This is a genomic window from Mycobacterium sp. MMS18-G62, from assembly GCF_053877835.1.
On record NZ_CM132662.1, the window covers coordinates 2733083 to 2759576 of the forward strand.

Annotated in this window: 21 protein-coding genes; 9 read left to right on the plus strand and 12 right to left on the minus strand. The window is 66.2% G+C overall.

From position 1 onward, the window contains the following. Position 1: 1 nt before the first annotated feature. A complete protein-coding gene (locus ACWW36_RS13700; protein ID WP_456142055.1) occupies positions 2 to 616 on the minus strand; it encodes a TetR/AcrR family transcriptional regulator in 615 nt (204 codons plus the stop codon). A 401-nt stretch (positions 617 to 1017) separates the two neighbouring features. Here ACWW36_RS13700 and ACWW36_RS13705 point away from each other — a divergent pair, with 401 nt between their 5' ends. Both ACWW36_RS13705 and ACWW36_RS13710 read left to right on the plus strand, forming a co-directional pair. After that, positions 1018 to 1263: a type II toxin-antitoxin system VapB family antitoxin gene (locus ACWW36_RS13705; RefSeq protein ID WP_456142056.1), complete on the plus strand. Its 246-nt coding sequence runs from the start codon at positions 1018 to 1020 to the stop codon at positions 1261 to 1263. Then, the gene (locus tag ACWW36_RS13710) at positions 1260 to 1658 is read left to right on the plus strand and encodes a type II toxin-antitoxin system VapC family toxin (protein WP_456142057.1); all 399 of its coding nucleotides are present in this window, start codon (positions 1260 to 1262) and stop codon (positions 1656 to 1658) included. The genes ACWW36_RS13705 and ACWW36_RS13710 overlap by 4 nt, the downstream gene beginning before the upstream one ends. 88 nt (positions 1659 to 1746) lie before the next feature. Here ACWW36_RS13710 and ACWW36_RS13715 read toward each other — a convergent pair whose 3' ends face one another. Next, positions 1747 to 4101 carry an AAA family ATPase gene (locus ACWW36_RS13715; protein ID WP_456142058.1) on the minus strand — a complete coding sequence of 785 codons (2355 nt, stop codon included), beginning with the start codon at positions 4099 to 4101 and terminating at the stop codon, positions 1747 to 1749. Between the two features lie 99 nt (positions 4102 to 4200). Here ACWW36_RS13715 and ACWW36_RS13720 point away from each other — a divergent pair, with 99 nt between their 5' ends. Continuing rightward, positions 4201 to 5715, plus strand: coding sequence for an MFS transporter (locus ACWW36_RS13720; RefSeq protein ID WP_456142059.1), 1515 nt, complete (start codon positions 4201 to 4203; stop codon positions 5713 to 5715). Between the two features lie 61 nt (positions 5716 to 5776). Here ACWW36_RS13720 and ACWW36_RS13725 read toward each other — a convergent pair whose 3' ends face one another. Next, positions 5777 to 6205: a pyridoxamine 5'-phosphate oxidase family protein gene (locus ACWW36_RS13725; protein ID WP_456142060.1), complete on the minus strand. Its 429-nt coding sequence runs from the start codon at positions 6203 to 6205 to the stop codon at positions 5777 to 5779. Between the two features lie 148 nt (positions 6206 to 6353). Here ACWW36_RS13725 and ACWW36_RS13730 point away from each other — a divergent pair, with 148 nt between their 5' ends. Beyond that, a complete protein-coding gene (locus ACWW36_RS13730; protein WP_456142061.1) occupies positions 6354 to 6950 on the plus strand; it encodes a DUF4232 domain-containing protein in 597 nt (198 codons plus the stop codon). Here ACWW36_RS13730 and ACWW36_RS13735 read toward each other — a convergent pair. After that, positions 6943 to 7971, minus strand: coding sequence for a TIGR03617 family F420-dependent LLM class oxidoreductase (locus ACWW36_RS13735; protein ID WP_456142062.1), 1029 nt, complete (start codon positions 7969 to 7971; stop codon positions 6943 to 6945). The two genes, ACWW36_RS13730 and ACWW36_RS13735, sit on opposite strands and share 8 nt — an antisense overlap. 126 nt (positions 7972 to 8097) lie before the next feature. Here ACWW36_RS13735 and ACWW36_RS13740 point away from each other — a divergent pair, with 126 nt between their 5' ends. Both ACWW36_RS13740 and cynS read left to right on the plus strand, forming a co-directional pair. Further along, complete coding sequence (locus tag ACWW36_RS13740) at positions 8098 to 8685, plus strand: DUF1942 domain-containing protein (RefSeq protein ID WP_456142063.1); 588 nt, start codon at positions 8098 to 8100, stop codon at positions 8683 to 8685. A gap of 60 nt (positions 8686 to 8745) precedes the next feature. Continuing rightward, a complete protein-coding gene (cynS, locus tag ACWW36_RS13745) occupies positions 8746 to 9201 on the plus strand; it encodes a cyanase (RefSeq protein WP_456142064.1) in 456 nt (151 codons plus the stop codon). A 16-nt stretch (positions 9202 to 9217) separates the two neighbouring features. On the opposite strand, the gene ACWW36_RS13750 is transcribed toward cynS, so the two are convergent. Continuing rightward, the gene (locus ACWW36_RS13750; protein WP_456142065.1) at positions 9218 to 9793 is read right to left on the minus strand and encodes a YdcF family protein; all 576 of its coding nucleotides are present in this window, start codon (positions 9791 to 9793) and stop codon (positions 9218 to 9220) included. A 107-nt stretch (positions 9794 to 9900) separates the two neighbouring features. Beyond that, the gene (locus tag ACWW36_RS13755; protein ID WP_456142066.1) at positions 9901 to 12270 is read right to left on the minus strand and encodes a flippase-like domain-containing protein; all 2370 of its coding nucleotides are present in this window, start codon (positions 12268 to 12270) and stop codon (positions 9901 to 9903) included. Positions 12271 to 12436: 166 nt separating this feature from the next. On the opposite strand from ACWW36_RS13755, the gene ACWW36_RS13760 reads away from it, so the two are divergent. After that, complete coding sequence (locus ACWW36_RS13760; RefSeq protein ID WP_456142067.1) at positions 12437 to 13186, plus strand: GAF and ANTAR domain-containing protein; 750 nt, start codon at positions 12437 to 12439, stop codon at positions 13184 to 13186. Further along, the gene (locus tag ACWW36_RS13765; RefSeq protein WP_456142068.1) at positions 13167 to 13925 is read left to right on the plus strand and encodes a GAF and ANTAR domain-containing protein; all 759 of its coding nucleotides are present in this window, start codon (positions 13167 to 13169) and stop codon (positions 13923 to 13925) included. The genes ACWW36_RS13760 and ACWW36_RS13765 overlap by 20 nt, the downstream gene beginning before the upstream one ends. Here the strand turns inward: ACWW36_RS13765 and ACWW36_RS13770 are convergent. Both ACWW36_RS13770 and ACWW36_RS13775 read right to left on the minus strand, forming a co-directional pair. Beyond that, positions 13922 to 14728: a GAF and ANTAR domain-containing protein gene (locus ACWW36_RS13770; protein ID WP_456142069.1), complete on the minus strand. Its 807-nt coding sequence runs from the start codon at positions 14726 to 14728 to the stop codon at positions 13922 to 13924. The two genes, ACWW36_RS13765 and ACWW36_RS13770, sit on opposite strands and share 4 nt — an antisense overlap. 52 nt (positions 14729 to 14780) lie before the next feature. After that, positions 14781 to 16415 (minus strand): fatty acyl-AMP ligase, encoded by a 1635-nt coding sequence (locus ACWW36_RS13775; protein ID WP_456142070.1) that lies wholly within the window; start codon positions 16413 to 16415, stop codon positions 14781 to 14783. 664 nt (positions 16416 to 17079) lie between these two features. Between ACWW36_RS13775 and ACWW36_RS13780 the strand changes: the two genes are divergently transcribed. Further along, positions 17080 to 17301, plus strand: a complete 222-nt coding sequence (locus ACWW36_RS13780; protein WP_456142071.1) for a hypothetical protein — start codon at positions 17080 to 17082, stop codon at positions 17299 to 17301. Here ACWW36_RS13780 and recD read toward each other — a convergent pair. From recD to ACWW36_RS13800, 4 genes are all read right to left on the minus strand, one after another. Continuing rightward, positions 17298 to 18917 carry an exodeoxyribonuclease V subunit alpha gene (gene recD, locus ACWW36_RS13785; protein ID WP_456142072.1) on the minus strand — a complete coding sequence of 540 codons (1620 nt, stop codon included), beginning with the start codon at positions 18915 to 18917 and terminating at the stop codon, positions 17298 to 17300. The two genes, ACWW36_RS13780 and recD, sit on opposite strands and share 4 nt — an antisense overlap. Beyond that, positions 18914 to 22201: an exodeoxyribonuclease V subunit beta gene (gene recB / locus ACWW36_RS13790; protein WP_456142481.1), complete on the minus strand. Its 3288-nt coding sequence runs from the start codon at positions 22199 to 22201 to the stop codon at positions 18914 to 18916. The genes recD and recB overlap by 4 nt, the downstream gene beginning before the upstream one ends. After that, a complete protein-coding gene (gene recC, locus ACWW36_RS13795; protein ID WP_456142073.1) occupies positions 22201 to 25449 on the minus strand; it encodes an exodeoxyribonuclease V subunit gamma in 3249 nt (1082 codons plus the stop codon). Before recC ends, recB begins: the two co-directional genes overlap by 1 nt. Positions 25450 to 25563: 114 nt before the next feature. Next, positions 25564 to 26490 carry an NADP-dependent oxidoreductase gene (locus ACWW36_RS13800; protein ID WP_456142074.1) on the minus strand — a complete coding sequence of 309 codons (927 nt, stop codon included), beginning with the start codon at positions 26488 to 26490 and terminating at the stop codon, positions 25564 to 25566. Between the last annotated feature and the right edge of the window lie 4 nt (positions 26491 to 26494).

Consider the following 26494-nt stretch of genomic DNA (forward strand, 5'->3'; position numbering starts at 1 on the left):
CTCATTCCCTCCGGACGTTGTGGCGGGTCAGGCTGGGTATGAGCACGTTGTCGACGAGGTCACGCACCGTGCGGCTCGTTGGGGCTCGGCCGGTGAGGACCGAGCGGTAGATGAGGTAGCCCGGCAGCACATCCCATAGGTCCTCGGTGATAGCGGAGGCGTTGATCTCGCCGCGGTCGACGGCCTGCGCAAGGACGTGTGCCATGAGCGCCTTCTTCTGGGCGAGGAATTGCTCCTGCATGATGGCGTCGAGCTCGGGGTTCCGGGAAATCTCGACGAGCACCGCCCGAATGGTGCCGGCGTGAGTGCGGACGTGAGCGCAGATCGACTCGCCGAGTGCCAGCAGATCGCCGCGCAACGTGCCGGTGTCTGGTTCGACCGCGACCTGCCGGGTGCCTTCGATGAACGCCGCCATCACAAGTTCGGCCTTGGTCGGCCACCGTCGGTACAGCGTGGCCTTGCTCGCATGTGCAGTCGTGGCCACCGCGTCGAGGGTCAACCGGTCGTAACCGTGTTCCTGGAGCAGCTCGAGTGTGACCGCGAGCAACTCGGTCTCCCGCGGCGACCATGGGCAATCCGCGTCGGCATCGGAACTCAGGATCACGGGAACCTCCATGGAACCAGTCAAGTTGCGCGAACGCGTATCGGGCAAGTCTGCGCCACGGTCCGCGAACGGGCGACAGATCGCAAGTCCTGCCGGGCGCCGCGCATTCACCCGGAAGTTATCCACAGCCGCGCGGCCGCTCCGACCATCCATGCCCTCACTTGTCTGACGTCCTACCGACACTGGCGCCAATCGACGCGCGAGCCGACACGGCGTCATCGGAAATCGGGGATATATGGGGAACAGGGCGAACTTCGTGATCGTCAAGGACCAGGACTGGCAGCTTTATTACTCGCACTGGGGCGGCTGTCGCATGCGAGAAGGACGAGTGATGCGAGCTGTGCGATCCGTCGATGCTGAATCCGCCTAGCCGTTGCGGCCAGTGGTACCATACAGCAGGTAGAAAGGTACCAATGGCTCTCAACATCAAAGACGACTCGGTCCATGAGGCAGTCAAGCGGATCACTCTGCTCACCGGTGAATCCCAAGCTCAGGCGGTGGCGACGGCGGTGCGAGAGCGGCTGGCCAGGTTGGAAAAGGACGAACTTGCCGGCCGGCTCCTGGCGATCGGCCGAAAGAGCGCGAGCCGCATGAGCGCCGATGTCAAAGCGCTGGATCATGGTGCCCTGCTCTACGACGACCGGGGGCTGCCATCGTGATCGTCGATACGTCGGCCGTGATCGCGATTCTCGCTGCCGAGGATGACGCGGCGATCTACGCTCACGCGATCGCCGACGCAACCGTGCGACGACTGTCGGCCGCGAGCTATCTGGAGTGCGGGATCGTTCTCGATCACCAGCGGGATCCGGTCATCAGCAGAAGCCTGGACGAGCTACTGGCGGAAGCGGAGTTCGTGATCGAGCCGGTGACCGAGCACCACGCCCGGCTGGCTCGTCAGGCCTACGCAGACTTCGGCAGAGGCAGCGGCCATCGTGCTGGACTGAACTTCGGCGACTGTCTCTCGTACGCGCTGGCCCTCGACACGCGCGAGCCGCTGTTATGGAAGGGCGACGATTTCGGGCATACGGGCATTGCGTCCGCACTCGAGCGGTAGGTCTGGCACTGAATCCGTCTGGGGCACTGTACTTTTGTGGCGCGTCAAGTGCTGACGTCCCCGAACGGTAAGTCGATCGGCGAAGGGCTCAAGTCGCGGAGGCCTTCGCCGCCCATTTCAGGAATTCGTCGGCCGTGAAAACCGGTTTCCCGTACTCCCACGCCTTGCGCGCCTTTCCCGACTGGGTGCCCGCCTCTGCGGTCACCAGCACCTCGCAGCGAGTCTTCGTCACAGACTTAACCGGCGTCAAACCGGCCGCCTCTGCCAGGTTCTCCATCTGCCAGCGCTCCACGATCTGTCCCGAACTGTCCTGAGCCGTCCCCGTGAAACAAATCCGAACGCCTGGCGTCAGCACTGAGCTGATATCGTCACGTTCGAAACACGTTGATTGCGCGACGATCTCGACGCCCAGTAAACGTGATGCTTCCCGGAGTCGCTCCGCCACTTCGACGGGCAACTGCACCCGCGAGGCGGCCGTTCGCAATTGATCGGCGACCGACTGCCGCGCCGCTGCATCCCACGACGTATCCAGACCGCCCGATGGTGCGGCACCCAATAACACCGCGCCCACGTCCCGGCTCACCCGCAGAAGCGCCGACAACCCCGGAAGGTGCTCGGCCGTCGGCGTCTGAACTGAATGATCACGGCTGACCAGAAGACCCGAAACCGACTCCGCCGGTTCAGGTTCCTCGAAGGCCGACGATCCATCCTCCGAATCCGACTCGGCGTGCGCAGCCAACGCGGACTGTGCCCGCTCCAGCGCCGTCCGACCCGACACCCGGGCACCTCGCAGCTCTACACCCAGCGGCATCGCCGTCACATACCCGAGCCTTTTCAGCTCGAAGTCGATCAGGCCCAGCGTCGCGTCAACCTCGACGCCGACCGGCGTGCAACCCGCAAGCATCGGCGCGATCACCGCCCACGCCTCCCGCAGCGTCGGCGCCAGCAGGACATCAGACACGTTGATGCCGAATGCTGTTCGGGCATCCGCCAGATCCCGCTGAGGATTGACCAGCGTCGTCACCGCCGTGCCGTCGTCGAACGCCACCGCCAGCTCCACCGGCCGCGGCCGCGACATCCGGCCCTCGTCACCCACCGTCAACATCCCGATGGCGCAGTATCGACGCGCACCGCCGTCGTCGACCGGGCTCCGCAGAAACCGTGCGATGCGACGATCGGTCTTCAGATCCTTAGGCAGCACAGGCCTTTTCAGCACAAGACCCGCCAACGACGTACACCGGCTCAACGCCACATACAGCTGCCCCGTCGAGAACATCCCACCGGACAGATCCACCACGAGCCGCTCCAGTGTCTGACCCTGCGCCTTGTGGATCGTGATCGCCCACGCCAGCTTGAACGGCAGCTGGGTGTACGAGCCGATCACCTCCCGGCTCAGCGAGCCGCCGGACACGACCGGACGGGTTGCCTCCCACGTGTAGGGCGTCACGTCAGCGCTGGAGCCGTCGGCGAACTGCACCTCGACGACGGCGCCATAACGGTCGTAGCCGACGCCGATCAGCCGGCCGATCGTGCCGTTGACCCAGCGATTGCCCTGGTCGTTGTTCAGCATCATCACTTGCGCGCCGACCTTGAACCGCAGCGTCTCCTCGACCGGCGGATCGAATAACGACAAGTCGCCCGACACCCGCGCATGGTGGACCAGTTCATCGCCTGGCAACCGTTCCAACTGCTGACGGTTGCGGGCCGTCACCAGACGGTTCGTCGGCGCCAACGTCATCCAGAACTCGTCATCCGGAGGGGCGAAGTCGGCGTCGGCGCGCGCATTGAGCTGCTCCTGCGCATGGCCCAGCAGCACACCCTCGCGGATCTCGTTGAGAATGGCTGTCATTCGATCGTCTCCGAGTTGACGGAACACAGTCGTCAACGACACCGTCGGAAAGTCGTCTCGGCGGAAGCTGTGTGCGGAGAAGAAGTACGGCGTCTCATACGTCGTCGAGAAATACGCAGTCTCGCCCTCGCTGACGACGGGCGGTAACTGGTACAGGTCACCCACCAACACGATCTGCACACCCCCGAACGGCTCGCCGGGGGAAGGCCCAAATCGCGACAGCGCGGCCGCCACCATGTCGAAGACGTCGGCGCGCACCATCGACGCCTCGTCGATGATCAGCGTCTGCAGCGACGCCAGTGTCTTGGCGAAGCGTCCCGGCCGATACGTGCCACCGCGGACATCGTCCAGCGTCGTCGTGGTGCGGAAGCCGAACAGCCGGTGGATCGTGTAGCCGTCGACGTTGAGCGCTGCGATGCCTGTCGGGGCGACGACGACAACAGCCCGATCCGTCTGGGCCATGAACTCGCGGATCAACGTCGACTTGCCTGTGCCCGCCTTGCCGGTCAGAAACACATGTCTGCCGGCTGAGAGCAGCTCGAGCGCATGGCGAAATTCGTCGGTGAGGACAAGGCCCTCGCTGTATGCCGCCACGGCTGCCCACGTTAGCGCCGGACCGGTGACGAGGTTTGTGAACACAGCGCTACGGGAAAGCGATGTTCATTATTTTGTCCTGTTCGCAAGGAGGCGACCATGGCAGCGCCAACAGAAACCCAGAGCGTGATCCGCAGCATCATTCCCGCACGGATCGACCGGCTGCCGTGGTCGCCGTTCCACACCCGCATGGTCGTCGCGCTGGGCGTGGCCTGGATCCTCGACGGTCTCGAGATCACCGTCGCCAGCTCGGTGGCCGACACGCTCACCCAGCCCGAGACCCTGGGGTTGTCGTCGGCGGCGGTCGGGTTCATCGCCACCGTGTATCTGGCCGGTGAGGTCGTCGGCGCGCTGTTCTTCGGGCGACTGTCGGACAAACTCGGCCGACGCAACCTGTTCATGGTCACGCTTGGCGTCTACCTCATCGGCAGCGGTCTCACCGCATTGACACTGGGCAACGGCGCTGGCTGGATCATCTTCCTCTACATCACCCGGTTCATCGCCGGTATGGGTATCGGCGGCGAATACGCCGCGATCAATTCGGCGATAGACGAGCTGATCCCGGCACGCTTCCGCGGCCGAGTCGACATCGCGGTCAACGGAACCTATTGGGGCGGGGCAATTCTCGGCACCCTCGGCACGTTCGTGTTCCTCAAAGTCATCGACATCAGCCTGGGTTGGCGACTGGCCTTCCTGATCGGCCCGGTGCTCGGTTTGGTGATCCTGCTCGTGCGACGGAACTTGCCGGAGAGCCCGCGATGGCAGGTCATGAACGGCCGCGTGGATGCCGCCGAGCAGTCTATCTCTCACATCGAAAACGAGGTCGAGGCCACTGGCGTCACGCTGCCGCCGGTCGACGAGAGCAAGGCCATCGAGCTGCGGCCGACCGAAAAGATCGGCTATCTGGCATTGACGCGAGTGTTGTTCCGCGACTACCCGAGTCGGTCCATCTTGGGTGCGTCACTCATGATCAGCCAGTCATTCCTCTACAACGCCATCTTCTTCACCTACACGTTGGTGCTTGGCAAGTTCTACGGTGTGGCCTCTGGAACGACGCCGCTGTACCTCATCGCGTTCGCCGTCGGAAACCTCACGGGGCCGTTGACCATTGGGCACTTCTTCGACACGATCGGCCGCAAGAAGATGATCGCCGGGACGTATCTACTGTCCGGTCTTCTGCTCGCCGTGAGCGCGGTCCTGTTCAACGCCGGGATGCTCAACGCAATCACCCAGACGATCGCCTGGTGCGTCATCTTCTACTTCGCATCGGCCGGTGCCAGTGCCGCCTATCTCACGGTGAGCGAGATCTTCCCGCTCGAGGTTCGGGCGAAGGCCATCGCAGTGTTCTTCGCGATCGCGCAGTGCTTCGGTGCGCTGGGTCCCGTTATCTACGGCGCGCTCATCGGCGATGGCTCCCAACCGTTCATGCTGTTCCTCGGCTACCTGCTGGGTGCGGCCGTGATGATGGCCGGCGGCCTGGTCGCCTGGTTCCTCGCGGTCGACGCCGAAGGCAAGTCACTGGAAGACGTCGCCACGCCACTGGCCGCCGCCGGTCTCGAGCGACGCAGGGGTTCCGTGCGTGCGGAGGGCGCCACGCAGCCCTACTCACCCTGACGGCTGGCTGCGTGCGTGAAACATGTTGGCGGAGTTAAGCAACCGCCCGTCAGCCGTTGACTTACGTCTCGTCGGAGAAGTCGGCGCTTAGCCAGCGGTCGGGGCGGACGGTGAACAACACGGTGTCCGACGGTTGGTAGCCCTGGACGAACGCGCGCCCGCCTTCCTCACCGAGGTAGCGGATGGCGATCGCTTCCCGCACATCTATCGGAGCGGGTGTGGTGGTGTCGACGACGGTGCCCTCGACGACGACGTACTGATACGGCGGCTCTTCGCGTTGAGCGACGAGCGTCACCGCACCCGCGCGTTCAATGAGCTTGGCCTTGCGACTTGACGCCGAGGTGTTTATCCGGATGTTGCCGCCGGGGGCGTAGTCGTACCAGATCGGCACACTGGCCGGCGGGCGACCGTCGGAAGCTGCGATGGACAGCACGCCCACGTGTAGAGCGGCGAGAAAATCCTGGCGTTCGGTCTCGGTGAGGCTTCTCATGTGCTCTGAAAGCGCCGATCCGCGAGTTTCATTCCCGCTGCTGGAGACCGGACAGCGTGGCGCTTCAAGAATTCGCCAAGCCATCTGCCGCAAGCTTTCGACACCAGGCCCACCAGGGGCCTCATACCTCAGGTTAGGAGAGCTGGACATGAAACCGATGATGCTGGCCCTGCTGCCGGTCGTTTTGCTCGCAGGCTGTTCTGCCGAGAGGGCGACGCCTGCCGCGCCCGCCACCACCGTGACCGTGACAGCCGCGCCACAAACGTCGGCTGCGCCGGTTACCACTGCCCCCGCGCCGCCCGCCGCGCCCGCGACCGTCACCGTGACCTCTGCGCCAAGCGCGCCCGCGCCTGTGGCCTCGGGCAACTGCTCCGATGACGACTTGACCGTCACCAACGGGCCTTTGCAGTCTGCCGATACCCAACGTCAGGTCACACTTACCTTCACAAACACGTCGTCCCGCTCGTGCACGCTTGTCGGCTATCCCGGCGCAGACCTCGTCACGCCGGTCGGCGGTGTTCTGATCAACGTGCCCCGGCGGCCCGCCAACGCAGCGCACCATCTGACGCTGAACCCCGGTGACGTCGCGACCGCAGACGTCACGGCCGCCGCTATCGACACCGCGACCGGAAATGCGTGCCCGCGCTGGGGCAACCTGGTCGTCACTCCGCCCAACGGGTTCGTCTCGCATCCGATGAGCGTCGACGTACCCATCTGCGACGCAAGCATCAGCTCCGTCACCTGACGGAGCTGGCGGCTTGAATCCTTTGGGCTACAGTGCCGTAACGCGCGAACCGTTCTGGATCGGCTAGCGCGTTGTACAGCACGACGCGCGTGGCGATTCCGTCGTACTTCTCGATCAGCGTGTCCGCCAAGCGGTCCCACGTTGACTCGGTCGCGAACGTCGCGATGTGTTCGTCGGTGATCTGCGCCGCCATCCCCTTGAAGTCGCCCGCTTTCTGCTTCTCGCGGATGCGCGCGGTCGTCCCCTCGAAACCTGCCTCGTCCCAAATGAACGCGTAGTTCGGCGTGCTTCCGTAGAAGCTCATGCTCGCTCGCACCAGCTCACGCTCGTTGTGACGCTCCTCGTCGGTGTCGCCGACGATCGTCATCACCGGCACGATCACCGCGACGTCTTCTGCTGAGCGCCCCGACTTCGCCGCTCCAGCGGCCACATTCGGCACGACGTGCATTGCCAGATAGCCCGGCTCGCCCAGCGGATGCACATGAACGCCGTCGGCCACCTCACCGGCCATCCGCAGCATCCACGGATTCACCGCCGCGATGTCCACCTTTGGATCCGGTGCGTCGATCGGTCCCGCGCTCCACTGCGGGCTGATGAAGTCGATGTCGTAGAACTCCCCGTGATGATCGAGCTTGCCGGTACGGAACGCGGCGAAGCAGGCCTTCACCGCCAACACGTAATCCCGAAGCCGCGGCCCCGGCCGCTCGAACGCCATCCCGTACCGCCTCACGACGTGCGTGCGCACCTGCGTGCCCAGGCCCAGCCGGAACTTCCCGCCGGTAGCCTCCTGCAGCTCCCACGCCGTCGCCGCCGTCACGAACGGACTTCGCGGAAACGCCACGGCGACACCGGTCGACAGCTCAAGACCTGGCGCGGCTTGCGACGCGACCGCCGCGTTCAGATAGGCCGTGCGACCCGTCTCGGTGAAGAGCAGACCCGAGAATCCGGCCGTCTGTGTACGGCGGGCAACATCGCCAATCTTGTTCAACGGCTGCGGAACCGTCATCACGTCAACCTGCACGATCGAACGGTACGCTGAGCGCCTACCGCAAGGGCAAAAGTCACGACCTCGCGATTTGCGTTTTCAAATGGATCCGCCGGGGTAAGGTTTCGCGCTGGATACAGCGTCGACACAAGGGGAGTAAGGATGAACGTCAAGAAACTTGTGGCGCCGATTGGCGTCGCCGTGGTCGCGATCGGCATGGCTACGGCGTTTCCGGCTTCGGCCGCCAACAACATCAAGACATACGGTCAGCCGGAGTCACTCAACGACGCCTACGGCAACCCGATGATCACGTACACGGTTCAGGGACTGAAAAAGAGTTCGGACGCCGTGCCCCACAACGGCCGGCTGTACGAAGCAATGGTGACCAACGACGGTGGCATTCCCATCGCCGCGCTGTTCAACGCCCGCGCCGAGAGCGGGCAGAACTACCGGATCATCGGCGGCGGAATACCCGGCAAGATCTACTTCGACGTCGTTGGGGACACGCCGAACAGCGTCGTCTACAACGACGGCGTCCAGGATCTGCTGGTATGGGTCTCGCCGAAGCCGATCGCCAGTGGCGCCCCGGACGTCGCAGGGGAGACGACCGAGGACATCGGCGGTGCTCCCACCGGCGGCGCGGAAGGGACAGGCGGCAACGAGGCAGCCCCCGAGGTCGTCGCGCCGCCCCCGTTCGAGCTCACCCCAGCAGAGGTGGCTGAGCCCGGATTCAACGCCGGGCATCGCTGATTGATCCGTCCGACGTGAGCCGGGCGCGCGCGGCGAGCGCGTCCGGCCGATGATGGGTGCATGACCCGAGACGAGATCACCCAGCAGATCGTCGCCGCCCGTCTGGCGAAAGCCCTGACGTGGCAACAGCTTGCCGACGCCATCGGCAAGCCCGTCGTCTGGACCACGGCCGCCCTCCTCGGGCAGCACCCCATCCCGCCCGATGCGGCGGGCACGCTCTTGAACATGCTCGGCCTCGACGAGTCGGCCGTGCCTGTGCTCGCCTCCGTGCCCATGCGCGGCGGCCTTCCCACCGCGGTGCCCACCGACCCGACGATCTACCGCTTCTACGAAGTCCTTCAGGTCTACGGCGGCGCCATCAAGGAGCTCATCCACGAGCAGTTCGGCGACGGCATCATGAGCGCCATCAACTTCAGTGTGAACGTCGAGAAGAAGCCGCATCCGGCCGGCGATCGCGTCGTCGTCACCCTCGACGGCAAGTTCCTGCCCTACGACTGGACCGCCGCCGAAGCCTGAACCAGTATCGGTGTCCCTAGCCAAGATTGGTGAACGGACTGATGACGTCGCGCACAAACTGCGCGACGTTCACAGTCGGATCCCCGTCCGGATAGCTCACCGTCGCGAGAAGGTTGCCGCCGGCGTCGACGAAATCTCCATCGGCACGGCCCTGATGCGTCGACGACGTCACCAGGATGATGCCCGACGTGCCCGCCTTCTTCGCGAGCGGCACCGAGAACCGCGCGTTCTGGACTGTGCTATTCGCCTTGTCCTCCACAATGATTCGGTCATCCGGAAAGCCCATGAACTGCAGCATCTTCCGCATCTCCCCGGCCTCGGTGTTGCCGTTCTTCGGGTTGCCGCCCGTCACGATGATCGGCGATTGCGGGAAGAACTGCGCAGCGGCCAGACCCGCCAGCACGCGGGTATGAAGAATCCAGCGCGGGCTGCCGTCGGGATTGAGGCCGTACCCCAGAATGACGATCGCCGGCCGCGAGAAATCCTTGCCCGCCGGCGCGGGCTCGGCATGTGACGCCGGTGCACAGACGCCCAAGGCGGCCAGGAGCGCAAGCGCAAACGCACCGACGGCAGCTCTCCATCGGTGTTGCACGCGGCCTCCACAGCAGCTGGGACAAAAGAGGTTGGTGTTGCCGCTGGTGTAATCGCGCCGACCGTCCCAGGCGTTACCAACGCGTCAATTGGCGGCCGAACACCGCTTTAGATCATGTCGTTGCGAGTCAGCCAGCGCATGATCGGCCAACCGATGAACACCGGCAGCCAACACGTCAGCACCCGATACAGCAGCACCGACGGCACCGCAATCGCCGCCGTCACCCCAAACGCGGCCAGACCACCGATCAGCGCCGCTTCCACCGCGCCCACACCGCCCGGGGTTGGCGCCGCCGACGCCAGCGTCCCTCCGACCATCGTCACCACGGTCACCGTGACGAACGACGTGGTGCCGCCGAACGCCTCGATGCTCGCCCACAACGTCAGCGCCATACCGAGAGTGGTCGCGGCGCAGCCCAATACGATCAGCGCCAGCCGTTTGGGCTCGCGTGTCAGGGCACTCAGATCGCTCAGTACCTCCTTGAGCCGCGGCCGCACCGCCGTCTCCAGCCAACGCCGCAGCCTCGGCACCAAGATGAATGTGCCGACGACTCCAAGCGCCACACCGCCGACCAAGTACAGGATCGTGACGGACGGCACGAAATGCGACAGGTCAGCCGTCGCCCCCGCCGCGGCACTGAAGAAGATCAGCAATGCCAGATGGGTGATCACCTGCACCGTCTGCTGCAACGCCACCGCGGCCGTCGCGCGCACGGCCCCCAGACCGCTCTTCTGCAGAAACCGCACACTCAGCGCGAGCCCCCCGACGCCCGCAGGTGTAGTGGTCGCCGCGAAAGTGTTGGCCACCTGCATGATTGCGAGGTTCCGGTAGCTCGCCAACCCGTCGGCGCACGCCCACAGCGCCATCGCCGCACCCACATACGTCAGCGCCGACACCCCGAGCCCGAGCAGTGCCCACCACCAGTTGGCCGTGCGCAGCTCGTGGAAAAACGTTGGCACCGTGCTGATGAACGGATACGCCACGTAGACCAGCGCCACCAACAACACCAGCTGGATGACCTGCTTGCGGGTGAACCGGGTGATCGTCTCGGCCTCGATCTGGTCCGCACCCGTTTGTCGCTTGACCTCGTCACGCGCAGCCGACATGATCGCGCCCGCGTCGGTGATCGAATCCCGAATACGCTCCGGCACAGCCGCTTTCGTCAGCCTGCCGGACGCCGTCAGAACCGCGTCCTTCCCGAACGCGGCGATCGCGGCCCCCACGGCGGACTTCGCGTCGTACACCGCGGTCGTGGTCACCAGAAGCTGCGCGACGTCGGATTGAAGCTGGGCATCCGTCGCGCCGAACTCGGCATAGCCGAAGCCGCCGAGCAGCACATCGCCCCCGTCGACAGTGATCTTCTTGCTGCGCAAGTCACCGTGGCAGATCTGCTGATCGTGCAACGCCTGCAACAACTTCCACACGTGGTCCACCGGTGTCGCCGCGGCGCACTCACTGATCGGGGTTCCGCGCTCAGGCGTGTGGGCGTACAACATCCAGCCCCGGTCGAGCGCCGCGACGGCCATTGTCGACACATTCGCGAGACCCGCCGCGCCGATGGCGATCGACATCAGCGCACGATGCTCGACAGCGCGGTGCATCGATGCCTGCAGCGGTGCGGTTTCACCACCTCGTAGTCGCCACTTGCGCCAAAGCTGGCGCAGCGCAACGCCACTGCGCTGGTTCGGGCCGTACATCTCGACGATCGCCACAGCGTCCGCCGATGCCGCGCTCAGCACGAGCGGGCCGCGGCCGGCCGGTCGCATTACCGTCAGCGTGCTGACCGCGAAACCGCGCCGCCCCAACGCCCGCACCGCGCCGTCGAGCGGAACCTCCAAGGCCGGCGTCCCCACGATCAACACCACCAACGCGCCGACGAACCAGCCCACCGCCAGACCCAGCAGCGAGCGTGCGGGAATGACCGCGCTGACCACCAGATGTATCGGCACGAATGCGAGGAGCAGCGCCCACCACCACCGCCTCCAGCGAGCAGGCAGCCACGGGCCCGACACCGTGAGGACAGCGGCGAGCATCCCGATCCATCGCGGATCGTCGAGGAATTGCGACAAGACCGTGTTGAGCTTCTCGGACAGGTCGAGGTGCCATCGGGGCGCCGCGATGCCGCTTCCGGTGATCGACAGCGCAAGAATCGCGACGAGCCCCGCGGCGGCGTAAGCGCCGAGCAGCTTCCACTGCCGGGAAACGATCAACCCGATCAAGATCATGAACGGCAGCGCCAAGATCGCGAGGCCGTAGATCAGGTAGACGAGGTTGGACTGTGTAGGCGTCAGCACCCCGACGATCCGGGAGATCGACTTCTCGAGTTCGTTCCACTCGTTGCGGGTGATCAGCGAGCTCGTGACCACGACGGCCAGAAAGACGGTCGCAAGGACCAGCCGCAAGATGTCGTTGGTGCGCCGGGCAAGCGGTTGCAGCAAGCTGCCCGAAACGGTGATATCCCGCCCGTCAACTCGCATTCTGCAACGATCTCTCGGATTGGCTGCGCCGCCGGCAACGGCTCGCCGACAACGTAGCTGTTCTCGCTAACAGCCCGCCGCGACACCCCGCCCTCGTAAAACCCCCTCGACTAGAGGAGGCTGGTCGTATGACGCGCCACATAGAACCTCATCCGCTCGGCTAGATGTGGCGATCCCTGACCAACTCATCGCCGCCGTCGACGGGCGGCGCGGGGCAGAGGCCGCTGACCGGCTCTGCGAGGCCTGCGTGGTGCTCCTCGACATCGACGCCGCCGCCATCTCGATCGTCTTCGACGGCGCCAACAGCGGAACGCTCGGATGCAGCAGCGACCTCGCGCGGATCTACGACGAACTCCAGTTCACCCTCGGCGAGGGCCCGTGCCTGGACTCCGTCGCCCATCACAGCCCCGTCCTCGTAGCCGACCTCGCCGACCCAGAGGACCCCCGCTGGCCGATCTACGGCCCCGCGATGCTCTCCCATCAGATCCGCGGCGTCTTCGCCATGCCCGTCCTCGTCGCCGGTGAGCACATCGGCGCCCTCGACCTCTTCCGCGCCCAGCCAGGCCTCCTCAGGGGCGATCACTTCTCCGCCGCGGTCGTCGCCGCCGAGCTAGCCGGCGTCCCGATGCTCGACCTGCTCGACGCCGACCTGCAATCCGCTGTCAATGACCCGGAGAGCAACGCCTGGGTCGAACTTCACGCGCTGTCTCGCGCCGAGGTAAGCCAGGCCACCGGCATGCTGGTCGCCCAACTCGGCGTCGAACCCGCCGAGGCGCTGGTGCGCCTCCGCGCCCACGCCTACGCCACCGGCCGCACCTCCACCGACGTGGCCCGCGACATCCTCGACCGGCGTCTGCGGCTCGAGGCCGACTACGGAACCCAGGACGGAGTGCGAGATGACCGAGAGCCCTCGTGAAACCCGGGTACTGGACGCGGTCGTCACGCTCGTCGACAGTCTGCTCGACGACTTCGACGTCGTCGACCTGCTCACCGATCTCGCCGAGCGCTGCGCCCAACTGCTCGATGTCGAGTCGGCCGGGCTGCTGCTCGCCGACCCGCTCGGCCAGCTCCGCCTGATCGCAGCCACCTCCGAGGAAACCCGCGAATTGGAGCTCTTCCAACTCCAGGCCGACGAAGGCCCTTGTGTCGACTGCTATTTGGCCGGTCAACCGGTCTCCATTGCCGACCTTCACGCCGAAGCCGACCGTTGGCCGCGCTTCGTTCCGGCCGCGCTCGACGCCGGGTTTGTCTCCGTGCACGCCGTCCCGATGCGCGCCGCCGGCGTCGTCATGGGCGCACTCAACCTCTTCGGCGTCCGGGCCGGTGCACTCAACGGCGCGGATCTTCTCGTCGGCCAAACCTTGGCCCACATCGCCTCCGTCGCGATCCTGCAGGAACACCCGCACACGCCCGCGACCGTGATGCCGCAGCTGCGCTCCGCGCTGACCCGGCGCATCCTCGTCGAACAAGCCAAAGGCTTCCTGCGTGAGAGCCTCGACGTGTCGATCGAGGAGGCCTTCCAACTGCTGAGGGACTACGCGCACGCGCTTGGCGACCACCTGACCGACGTGGCACGGCGACTCATGACCGACCGGCGGGCCCGCCCTGAGCTGCTGGCCGCAATTGCCGAATTCGCTTCGGCCCCACCGGCTTAAGGCCGATGCCGGGCCTGGGCTCGGCGCACCGACTCCTCCACCATCCGTTCGGCAACGAGATGCAGCTTGATGTTCTCGGTCTGGCTGAGCCGGGTGAGCCTGTCGAACGCCACCTCCGCGCTGACGCCCGACCGACTGCGAATGATGCCCACCGCCTGGTCGATCACCGCTCGGCTTTCGAGAGCACGCTGCAGCGCCTTCGTCCGTTCCTGCGCACCCGCGAGCAGCTGAGCGTTGTACACCGACACCGCCGCCGGCCCGGCGAACTGTGAACCCAGTTGCACGGCATGCTCGCCGAACGCGTCGCGGCTGCGGGCGTAGGCGTTAATCGCGCCGATCACCTCACCGCCCACTATCAGCGGCAGCGACAGCGCCGAATGAACGCCCATTCTCGCCACTCTTCCGCCGAAATGTGGCCACCGCTTGTCACTTCCCAGCGAACCGCTGAGGCAGGGCCGCCGCGTCTCCATACACGTGATGCACGGGCCCTCGTTAAGCTCCTCGTACTGGACATTGTCGATGTTATGGACGAAAACCGCTGTGGCGGCGCCTGTCCGGACTCGCGGCGCACCATCGTGCGGCTGGACGAGGGCGACGCCCGCACCGTCGACACCGGGAATGGCATGCACCGCGAATTCCGCCACGTCGCCGAGGAGATCGACCACCCCGCGAGCGCCGGCCACCAGCCCGGCCACGCCCCTCAGCCCGGCGTACAGGTCGATCTCGTCGGCCTCCAGCTGTGTGGGAGACAAGTCGGTCTCCGACTGCGTCGGGCGACCGGGCTGCGCGTCGTAGTCGGTCATCGTGAGCGACAAATCTACTCGCCGCCGGTCGCGAAATGTCCCGGTCGGTCGGTCAGTTCACCAGTGCCAGCGCGTGGGCGCGCCGCAGCTTGCCCGACGGGGTCTTCGGGATCATCCCGGGCTGCAGCACCACCACATTTCGCGGCCGGACATCGACCTCGGCGAACACCTCGTGGGCGACCTGATGCTGGATGCGGCGCACCTCGGCGGGGTCGTCGTGCTCCTTGGATTCCACCGCGACGGCGAACGTCTCCCGTGAGTGCCCGGCGTCCAGGCGCACCGCCACCGCACAGCCAGGCCGCACTCCCTGGACGCGGGATGCGGCGCGCTCGATGTCGGTCGGGTAGATGTTCTTGCCGGCCATGATGATGACGTCCTTGAGCCGGCCGCACACCACCACGTTGCCCTTTTCGGTGAGATAGCCCAGGTCACCGGTGTCATACCAGCCGCGCTCGTCCTGCGCGTTGAGGAATCCCGCGGCGGTGGTGTAGCCCTTGGTCACCGGTTCACCGCGCACCTCGATGACGCCGACACCCCGCGACGGCAGGACGCTGCCGTCCTCGTCGACGATGCGCACTTCCAGCCCTTCGAGCGGTGGGCCGAGCGAGACCAGTCGTCGCGTGTGCCCCTTGCTCGCCGGGACGGCGCGGTGCAGGACGGCCAGCAGGTCGGCGTCGACCTCGTCGATGACCATGCCGCCGCCGCATTCGGAGAACGACACTGCGACTGTCGTCTCGGCCATGCCGTAGGCGGGGATGATCGCCTCGGGCCGCAGCCCGAACGGCTTGCCGGCATCGCACAGATCCTCGACGTCGAGGGGGTCGACCTGCTCGGCGCCCGACAACGCCCACCGCAGCGACGACAGGTCGTACTGGCCGGGGGTGGCCTGCCTGCGCAGCCGCTTGGCGAACAGGTTGTAGGCGAAGTTCGGCGCGGCCGTCATGGTGCCCTTGTATTTGTCAATCAGCTTGGCCCACAACAACGTATCGCGCAGGAAGTCCATCGGAGTGATCTTGACGAGCTCGGCGCCGTAATACATCGGCACAGTCAGATAGCCCGTCATCCCCATGTCGTGGAAGCACGGAAGCCAGCTGACGATCACGTCGGTGTCGACGTCGAAGTCGCAGCCGATGATCATCGCCTCGGCATTTGCGACGAAGTTGCGGTGCGTGATCTGCACGGCCTTCGGGGAACCCGTTGATCCGGATGTCAATTGCATCAACGCAATGTCGCCGTCGGTGGTGTCGACGGGCCGGACAGGTCGGCCCTCCAGCAGGTCGGCGATCGTCAGCACCCGCATGCCCAGCTCGGCGAGCACCGGCGCCGCGGGCATGAACGGATCCGAGACGACCACCGCCGCGGCGTCGATCATGTTGATGACGGCGGTGGTTTCCTCGGCCCAGCGCTGCATATCGGTGCGCGGTGTGGGCTGGTGCAGCATGGTCAAACTGGCGCCACGCATCCAAATGCCTTGCGCGGTCGGGGCAATCTCGACTGGCGCCCCCGCGAGCACCGCGACGGCGTCGCCGTGCCCTACGCCCGACGCGGCCAGTCCTCCTGCCACCCGGCGCGCGCGATCGTGCACCTCGGCCCAGGTATGGCGGACGGGATCTTCCGGCTCACCGGTGACCATGCCCTTGAGACTCCATCGGGCATTTGCATACATCGTCTCGGTAAATTGGCTCACGACAATCCTTTTGGCTGCGGCGCTGTGGCGCCGTGTGTTCGTTGTGCCGATGGCCTGCCGCGCGATCGCGCGCACGAGGCACTGTTGGAGCCGCTGGGGTACGACCGTCGGCCGCCCCTGCTGGGGCCGACGGTGATTACGGAGGAGCGGAACCCTCTCTTGTTCACCCCAAATGATCCGACGCTCCAATCGGAGCGGGGAGCCGAGCGTTTCGGACGCCCTGACTGTACAGACCCAGGCCGGTTCGACCACGGCAGCGCGCCGCAGGTGATCGTTGCTGTTGTCCCTGTAGGCACGAACCCCCCCGGACGCACAACCGTGAATGTCGGCTGACGTCGGGATTCGCACCCGTTCGGCGGGGATGTCAGATCGCCGCCGTGACGTTTCCGTTGGGCTGTGTAACCAACCCGGTTGCACCGTACCGCTTCGGACGGTGCTCATCAGCGATTAGCGCGCGAAAAGTGTGGAGCTGAGGAGCACTTTTTCACGCCGTCAGCAGGTGTTGACGCCTGAAAACGCATGCTTGGGATACGCGTGGCCCCAAATCGCTAGTCCTGCTAATGATTTGAGCTTAGTAGAGCTAGTAAACCGAAATCTCGCCGTGCTGTGAGCGCAGTCACTTATGCGATACATTGTGTCCGTCATCACTGCGAAGGGACGGTCGATGGTCGGCATGAACGAGAACCCGCTGAATCACCGTCAGCCTGCACGGCCGCTGGTCCACCGCTCGGCGGTCAACACTCGCTGGCTGCTCGGAGCCCTGCTCTTCATCATCGCCATCTCGGCCATCGTCGGCGTCGTCGTGGCCGCCAGTTCGGGGCAGACCACCGTGGCCCTCATCATCGCGGTGCTCGCCGGCGCGTTCTTCTCGCGCGTCGCCTGCTAACTGCGCAGCCGCTGCGCCAACCCTGACGCGCGAACGGCCCGCCGCTCGATCGCGGCCCTCAATGCCGCCTCCGACCCCACCACGCGCACTCGGTCCTTTGCGCGCGTCACTGCGGTGTAGAACAGCTCACGCGTCAGCAGCCGCGAGTCCTCGGGCGGCAGCAGCACCGTCACCTCGTCCGCCTGGCTGCCCTGGCTCTTGTGAATTGTCATCGCGTGCATGGTCTCGACGTCGGCCAGCCGGCTCGTCGCGAACCTCAGCGTCTCGCCCGCGCCGCCGATGACGACCCTCAACGCGCCGTCGCGCAGCACTGCCACGCCGGTGTCGCCGTTGTACAGCCCAAGCCCATAGTCGTTGGCCGTCACCAACACCGGCCGGCCCGCATACCACGACGACCAGATCGGCTCGCCCGTCGCTTCCGTGAGCCACCGCTCGACCTGTCGGTTCCAATGCTGCACCCCGAACTGGCCGCGCCGATGTGCACACAACAGCCGGTGCTCGTCGAGTGTCGCCAGCGCTGCGCTCTCGTCACCGAGAACAGCCGCGGTCCTCAGCGCAAGCGCATGTGGCACAAGTACTTTGCGCAACCTCTCGCGCGGATCGTCGGCCTCGATCCATTCGATGTGGTCACCGCCGGCGCGCAGCACCTCGATCGCCCGGTCCGCATCACCCAGTCGGATCGCGGTGGCCAACTCACCGATTGATTCTCCGAACCGGTGCGACGTCCTCAGCGCCGCGACCTTCGCCTCGCCCAGCCCGTCGACGAGGTCCGCCAGCACCGCGCCTGCTTCCACCGACGCCAGCTGATCCGGATCGCCGACCAATACCAGACGTGTCTCTGGCCGCACCGCCTCCAACAGCCTGGCCATCATCGTCAGCGATACCATCGACGTCTCATCCACCACGATCACGTTGTGGGGCAGTCGATTCCCGCGATGGTGCCTGAACCTGGCCGACGTGTCCGGCTTGCTGCCCAGTAGCCGATGCAGTGTCGTGGCGTGCAGGCCGATCAACGCCTCTTGGTCCGACGGATCGAGCTTCGCGACTTCCAGCTGCACCGCCTCCTGCAGCCGTGCCGCAGCCTTACCCGTCGGCGCCGCGAGCGCAATCCGTAAGCGCGTGCCGCTGGCAAGCAACGCCAACAGCCGCGCTACCGTCGTCGTCTTGCCCGTTCCCGGACCGCCGGTCAACACCGTGAGCCCCTGCGACAGCGCTATTTTCGCGGCGGCGCGCTGCTCCTCGAATCCCTTCGGGAACAGCCGCTCGACGTCGGGCGAGACCTGCGCGGGTCTCGCCTTGACCATCGCGAGTATGTCGTCACACACTTGCTGCTCTTCGCGCCAATACCGGTCCAGATACAGCAGATCGCCGTTCAGCCGCAGAATCGGTGGGTCGGCCAGCAGTGGACTCGCTTTCACCGCCGCTGCCAGATCCGCCAACTCGGGCGACGCCAGATCAATGCACACCGAACCACCGCGCAGCGCTCGCACCAGCCACGCGACGGCCAGCGCCACACGTTCGTCGGTTTCCTCACGCAGCGCAGTCAGTCGTTGCGCCACATGCACATCCGCGTAGTCGAACACGCCAGTGTCGTCGACTGCCAGCTCGATGGTCATGCCGCCGCCCTCCCCGCGTCAAGCAGATCCGACAGCTCGGTGATGAGCGACGTGGGTGGCTGCCAGCTGAAAACTCCGGCAGGATGCCCGTCGTGCGACGGAGTGTCTGCCCCGCACATCCCGCGGACAAACAGATACAGCACACCACCCAGATGGCGCGAAGGATCGTAATCGCGTTGCCGCCACCGCAGAAAACGATGCAGTACAACGGAATACAGTAGTGCTTGCAGTGGATAGTCGGAGTGCAGCATCGCCTCGGTCATCCGCGCCAGGTCGTAGTCCGCCGACGTCAACGGCCGGTCGCCGTCGCCCAGCCAGTTCGTCTTGTAATCGACCACCAAATAACGACCGTTGACGCGCAGCACCACGTCGACCGACCCGCTCAGATACCCGCGCAGCGACTGGCTTCCCAGCGCGTCACCCGTCAACCTGTCGGCATAGCTTGCCAGGACGTCGTCGGCCGGGAGGTGCTCGCGCAGCAGCACGCCCACGTCGGCCAGCCGGATATCCGGCGCCGACGCTCGCAGATCACCGCCTGCCAGCGGAAGCTCGAAGTCCAATTCGCGCAGGCGATCCGGCAGCCCGATCTGTCGCAGAGTCACCCCGTCCGCCAACGGCCCCAGCGGGGTGTCGTGCATCGGCACCAGCGCCGCCGCCAACTCGGCAGGCGCGACGTCCACCGGCCACCACACCGAGTGCTCACGGATCTGCGCTTGGAGCTCCGCGGTCAGATCCGCCGCGAACGGGTCCGCCGTCTCCAACACCGCATGCACCAACGTCCCGAACGTGGCGCCCGCGGGCAGGTCCGCCATCGGCGACGGCACACTTCGCCCGGACGCCGGCTGGACGACGGGTATGTCGGCAACCTCGTCGTCCAATTCGACGACTTCGGGTTCGCTGCTGACACCGCTGGCCTCCGCGGCCCGGATCAGGCCCGAGTACGACGTGCGCCGCCAGGTGGTGTCGATCGTGCGGTGGAAGTGCCGGGCGGAGAACTCGACTCGCTCGCGGTCGTCAGGGAACGCCGCCGCCGGCGCCACGACGGACTCCTCGATCACCGGCCCGCCCGCTGCTTCCCATGCCCGCAGCCGCGCCATCGCGTCGTCATCGGAGATCTTCGCGGGCACACAGCGATCGGGCACCGTCGACTCTGTAGGCTGCCGTCCTCGCAGCAGGCGAGACAGGCCCCCGTTGGGCTCGTCGTATGCCGGTGACCACCACGCGACCACTTGCGACTGCGCCCGCGTCATCGCGACATAGGTCAACCGGCTGTCGTCGCTGGCCGCCTCCTTGCGGCCCAGTGCAGCGACAGCGTCGTAATCTGCGCTGTCCTTGCCGCCGACATGCAGGCACCGGACATCGCCGTCGTGGAACAGCACGAGTTCGCGCTCCTGGACGTTGCGGTTGAACGCGAACGGCAGATACACCACCGGATATTGCAGGCCCTTGCTCACCCACACCGTCATGATCTGCACGGCGGCCGCGTCGCTGTCGAGGCGGCGATTGCGTTCCGTTGCGCCACTGCGCTCTTCGCGTTGGGTCCGCAGCCAGTCTCGGAGCGCGGGCAGGTTGTAGTGCTCGCGGTGCGCGGCCTCCTGCAGCATCTGCGTCATATGGGCGAGATCGGTCATGTGCCGCTCGCCGCCCTGCCATGACAGCACGCGGTCGCCCATGCCGCTCAACTGCGCAGCCTCGAAGATTGCGGCCACACCGCGCTCGCGCGCATGACCGGCCCACTCGCGCAGTGTTTCTGCGACTCGGTCGGTCAACTTGTCACCGCCGGCCGCCAACGATTCGGCCGTCTCGCCGAAGAACATCGTCGACGCCGCGGCGCGCACGACGCCTGAGCGGTGCGGCTGATCGAACGCCTCCAACAGTGCGAGCCAGTCCTCGGCGGCCTCCGAGCCGAACACGTCCGAGTCGCCGGTGTACACCGACGGCACACCGGCGTCGGTGAGCGCGCGGTGGCAGGCGCGGGCGTCCTTGTGGCTCTCGACGATCACCGCGATGTCGTGGGCCTGCAGCCTCTCGCCGTCGAACGTGGCCGGGCTGGCGAGTAGCTGTCGGATGTCCGCGGCGAGATCCTTGCCGATGTGCTCGCGCAGGTCGTCGATCGCCAGGTTCTGAATGCCGCTGCGGCCGAACGTTTCCCGCTTGACCACTCGCAGCCGGAAGGGGTCGCTGCGCGGTGCACCGGCGAGGCGGCTGCCTTGGTGGTACGCGTCGACGTCGTGCACGACGATCCTGGGGTCGCCGAGTTCAGCGCCGCGCAACACGGCCTGCAGACGGTCGACGAGCGCTCCGTCGCTGCGCCAGTTCGTGCCGAGGGTCATCTTGTCGCCCGCTGTCTCCGCCGCCTTCAGATACGTGACGATGTCGCCGCCGCGGAACGCGTAGATGGCCTGCTTCGGATCGCCGATCAGGATCACCGTGGAACGCCCGCTGAACGCACGGTCTATCACCTGCCACTGCACCGGGTCGGTGTCCTGGAACTCGTCGACCATCACGATCGGCCACCGCCGATGCATCCGAACCTGCGCGGGGGAGTCGTCGGCCGCGAGCGCGGTGGCCAGCCGAATGAGCAGGTCGTCGTAGCCAAGGATCCCGAGCCGCCGCTTGCGTCTTTCCAATTCGGCCAGAACATCTTTCGCGAACTCGATGCATACCGCGGCCCGCGAGTCCGGTTCGGGGTCCAGCGGCCGCAGCTCTGTCGACGGGTGATTTACGACTTCCCGGGCCAGCCGCAGCGCGTCTCTGTACGTCAGGACGGGATCGTCGCGGTCCTGCCCGAAGTGCGCCAGATACAGGTCGTCGACGATCTCGGTGACCAGTTCGTCGAGGCTCTCGACCAACACGACGCCGGAGTCGCTGTCGCCCGCCACGCCCAGCGATTTCAGCACCAGTTGGCAGAACTGATGCGTGGTCGCGATCGTCGCTGCGTCGAAGCTCGCCAACGCGTCACGCAGGTTGAGCCGTCTTACGGCGCGTTCGTCGTCCGACCCCTTGAGCAGGTGAGCTACCACCTGGTTGTCGCCGACCAGCGTCGGATCGTCGAAAGCCTTGAGCGCATGGACGATCTGGTCGCGGACCCGCTCCCGTAGCTCCTGGCTCGCGGCACGCCCGAACGTGATCAGCAGCATCTGGTCGAGCGTCGCCGCGCCCTCGGCGACATACCGCGTCACCAATCCCGCCAACGCGAACGTCTTGCCGGTTCCGGCGCTGGCCTCCAGCACCGTCGTCGACTTCTCGACGGGCAGCGTGCCCAGCAGGTCGAAACGGTCCATCACACCGGCCTCTCGGCGCGCAGCATCGGCAGCCACACGCGCGCAGCGTAGGTGTCCAAGCCCTTGTCGACGAGATCCGACAGATATGCACCCGGACCCCATGCACGGACATGTGCCGGCGCCTGGTCCTCAGCGGGGTAACGGTCGCTGGACTTCCACCGATATCTCGCCGCCTGCTCGGGGACATCGCCGCAGTGCTTGGCCACCGCCCACGCGTAGGACGTCTTGATGGGCAACGGAATCGGCTCGCGCCGTCCCGCGTCGTAGACCGCCACCAGCTCGCGCAGCACCTCGACCGCATCCACGTCGGGACGGCCCAGCCCTTCCTCCCGTGGCCTGGAGCCCTTCTTCGCGCGGCCGATGCACACCGCGTGCCAGTCCATCGCGGGATCACGAGCGAGCAAGGCCAGCAACGGAATCCACGATTCGAGCAGGTGCTTGCCGTCGAGCTTGGAATACGTCACGGACACCAGTCGGTCGCCGAACACCGGAGATACGGTGCCGGTCAACCGCCGGCCCGCCCCGAGGTCGATGTCGACGTCATAGGCCTGCGCATCCGTGTATCGGTAGTGCAGTGCCGTGGTGGCGAGCAGCGCGGCCTGATCCTTGATCTCGGTGGCCTTGCGCCAACCCAGTTGCCCCGGCGGCAAGGTGCCTCGCCGCCACTCGGCTTGGCGTGCTTCGTCGGGTGTCATTCCGCGCAGCATGTCCTGCAGCATGCGATCGCCCACGGTCCACTCCTCCAGCGCGTTGATGTCGACGGGCATGGCGTCCTCTACCCCGTCGACATCCCATGGCAGCGTGTAGTCCAGCGCGCGGAAGAAACCCTTGACCGGGTCTTTGTAGAACGCGACGAGGTCTTCGAGCACGACGTCGTCGGCCGTCGCAGCCGGCAGGGGGCCGGAGATGAACGGCGGTTGCTCCTTGCGCTTGCTGGCGCTGGCCTTGGCGGCCCGCAGCACAGTCGGATCGAATGTGAACGGGTCGCGCGGGATCAGCTTGCCCGGGATGACGTTACGAATGTCGAAGGGCTGCAACGGGTGTTTGACGACGATGCGGTCCCGCACCTTGTCGGCGGTGGTGATGTCCAGCGTGTCCAGCAGTTCGGCAAGCGGCACCGCGGGTGGACGGTCCTGGCCCGAGTATTCGTTGGCGCCGGTGTAGGTGATGACCAGCTTCTCGGTGGCTGCGCCGATCGCATCGAGCAGCAATTGCCTGTCCTCAGAGCGGATGTCGCGTTCGCCGGTCATCGGGTTGCGCGCGAGTATGTCGTCACCGTCGACGATGCCCAGTCGCGGGAACACACCGTCGTCGAGACCGACGAGGCACACCACCCGATGCGGCACTGAGCGCATCGGCACCATCGTGCACACGGTCAGCGTGCCGGTACGGAAGTTCGCCCGGGTGGGCCGTCCGGCGAGGTGCCGTCCGAGCAGCGCGCGAATGTCGGGTAGCCGCATGATCGTGTGAGCGCGCGGACCGGCCGTCGCGAGCACCTCGGCGAACTCGCGTTGCATCTGGCTGACCTGCCACGCGTCGTTGTCGTCGACTTTGGCCAGCAGGGCGATGCCGTCGTCCAGCGCGGTGAGCCAATCGTCAAGCGGCCGTGCGCCGTTGAGCCTGTCGACTGTCCGCTGTAGCCGGTCGACGTACTCGGCGAGCTTGCCTGCCAGCTCGACGCGGTTGCTGCTGACGTCGTCGAGCGGCAGCGTCGAGCCGATCCATGCGTGCGAGTCGTCGCTGAGCGCGACGCCGGCCAGCACCCGGTCGATGCCGAAACGCCAAGTGTTGTGGACGAAGTCGACGCCGAACGGCTTGCGATGCTCTTGGTCGAATCCCCAGCGGATGTTCGCCTGCCGAACCCAGCGGGTGATGCTTTCGAGGTCGTCGTCGGTGAACCTGAACCGCGCCCGCACGGGTGGCGCCTGCGCGAGGTTGAGCACCTCGCTGGCGGTGACGCGGCTGCCCGCCAGGCTCAGCAGCTGGCTCGCGACACCCAGCAACGGGTTTGTCTGGATCAGCGAGCGGTCGGCGAGCCGGACTCTGAGCCGATGCGCCGGATGCGCACCCTGCACGACGTCACCGAGACCGAAGTCGGCGTTGATCAACGGCGCATAGGTCTCGATGTCCGGGCACATGACCAAGATGTCGCGTGGTTCGAGCGTCGGGTCGTCGGCGAGCAACCCGAGCAGGACCTCGCGCAGCACGTCGATCTGGCGTGCCGGCCCGTGGCAGCTGTGAACCTGCACGGAGCGGTCGTCGTCGCGTAGCCTGCGGCCGTTTCGACGGACGGCGTTGGCGGTGATGTCGGACTGCAGCCAGCCGAGCAGCGTGTCGGGATGCACACGGCCACCGAGGTATTCGTCGGTCTCCGGGTCGGCGGGCAGACTGCGCTGAAGCTCGCGCAGATCGCGGCCGAGGGTGGCGAGCAGCGGGTGTCCGACTTCGCGGTGGCTGGTGTCGTCGCGACGAGGGAGGGGTCCGTGGTGACCGGTGAGCGACGCCCAGAGGTGGTCGCTGGGATGGGGCAGCCACAGGTGAAGGTCGTGATGGGTGGACAGTGCGTGCAGCAGTTCGATTTCGGTGGCCGGCAGTCGGGTGTGCCCGAACAGCGACAGCCGCTCCGGCAGGTCCATCGGTGATTCCTGAAGGCGGCCAAGCGTTTTGGCGTGTCGGATGTGAGGCGGGTCGGCGTCGACTCGATCTAGTAGGGCACGCCAGAGCGGAGGCTGCCAATCCAGGTCGGAATCGATATCGCCGGCGATATCACGTTCCCAGTCGATGAGCAGCTGCGGCCGCTGCCGACCGTAGGACGCGAACAATCCGGCCAGGCGCCGCGCGACGGCGTAGCGGCGGCCCTGTCGCAGTTCTTGTTCATCGCCGGCTTCGAAGTGGCCGAGGTGGGTCGCGAGCGTGCGGCACCAGGGCTCGTCGAGGCTGCAGTCGATCACTTCGAGTAGCGGCCACACCATTGCGTCGGGCGACCACAGGTCGTCGTCGACTGTGTCTGTGATCTCCGCGATCAGCGACCGTGGATTGCGGAACGCGATGCCGGCGCACACGCCGTCCTGCCCGCCACCGCGGCCGAGAATGTGCGAGAGCCGTTGGCTCAACCAACGCTCCACGCCCTTGGCCGGGACGATGACCAGCTCCTCGGCGAACGGATCGGATAGGGGAGTGGACAGCAGTCGGCCGAGGCCGTCGGCGAGTAGATCGGTGCGCTCGGCACGGTGAAGGTGAAGCGCCATCGGTTGTCACGATAGGAGGTTGTTGCTGCCGCGGTACGGCTTCTCCGGCTCAGGGTGATATCCGCATGTGCCCGCCTAGCGGCGACAAAGTCGCCGCTGACGACAATGTCGCCGCTAGCCGGGCAAAGGCACAACCCGGATGATCGTCTTGCCGCGCTTGCGCAGGTTCGGATCGAAGGCGGACACCGCCTCTGCCAGTGGACATACCGTGTCGATGACCGGACGCAGCCGTCCGTCGCGAAGCCGGCGTTCCAGGTCGGAAAGGCGCGAGCGGTCCGGTTCGACGACGAAGAAGATCGCCCGCGCCTTCTCGGGTAGCACCCGCGGCGGTTCGGCGACGGTGACGAGCGCACCGCCGGGACGAACCAGCTGCGCCGAGCGGTCGAGAACGTCGCCGCCGATCACGTCGAACACCACGTCGACGTCGCCGACATCCTCAAGCGCATCGCGCTGCAGGTCCAGAAACGCGTTCGCCCCCAGCCCCAGCACCGTCTCCCTGTGCGCCGTACGGCCAGTGCCGATCACCACGGCTCCCGCCTCGCGCGCCAGCTGCACTGCCAGCGAACCGACGGCACCCGCGGCGCCGTGGATGAGAACCGTCTGCCCGGCCACGAGATGAGCGTGGTCGAACAGCGCCTGCCACGCGGTCAGTCCGGAAATCGGCAGCGAGGCCGCCACAGTGTGGTCGATACCCGCGGACAGCGGCGCGAGGTTGCGGGTCTCGACCGCCACATATTCGGCGAGCGTGCCGTCACGGGCCCAGTCGGTGAGTCCGAAGACACGTTGCCCAACCGTGAGACCTGTTGTGCCGTAGCCAAGCTCAGCGACCACGCCCGACAGTTCATGGCCTGGGATGATCGGTGTCCGGTCGCGTCCCGCTCGGTCCGTCCACGTCGACGGCCAGTCGAGCTCGCCTGGAGTGAATCCGGCCGCGTGCACCTCGACGATCACATCGTTTTCCGCCGCATGCGGATACGGCCTCTCGGCTAGGGCAAGTCCATGGAAACCGGCCGCGCGGTCACTGGCGATGATTGCTTGCACAGGA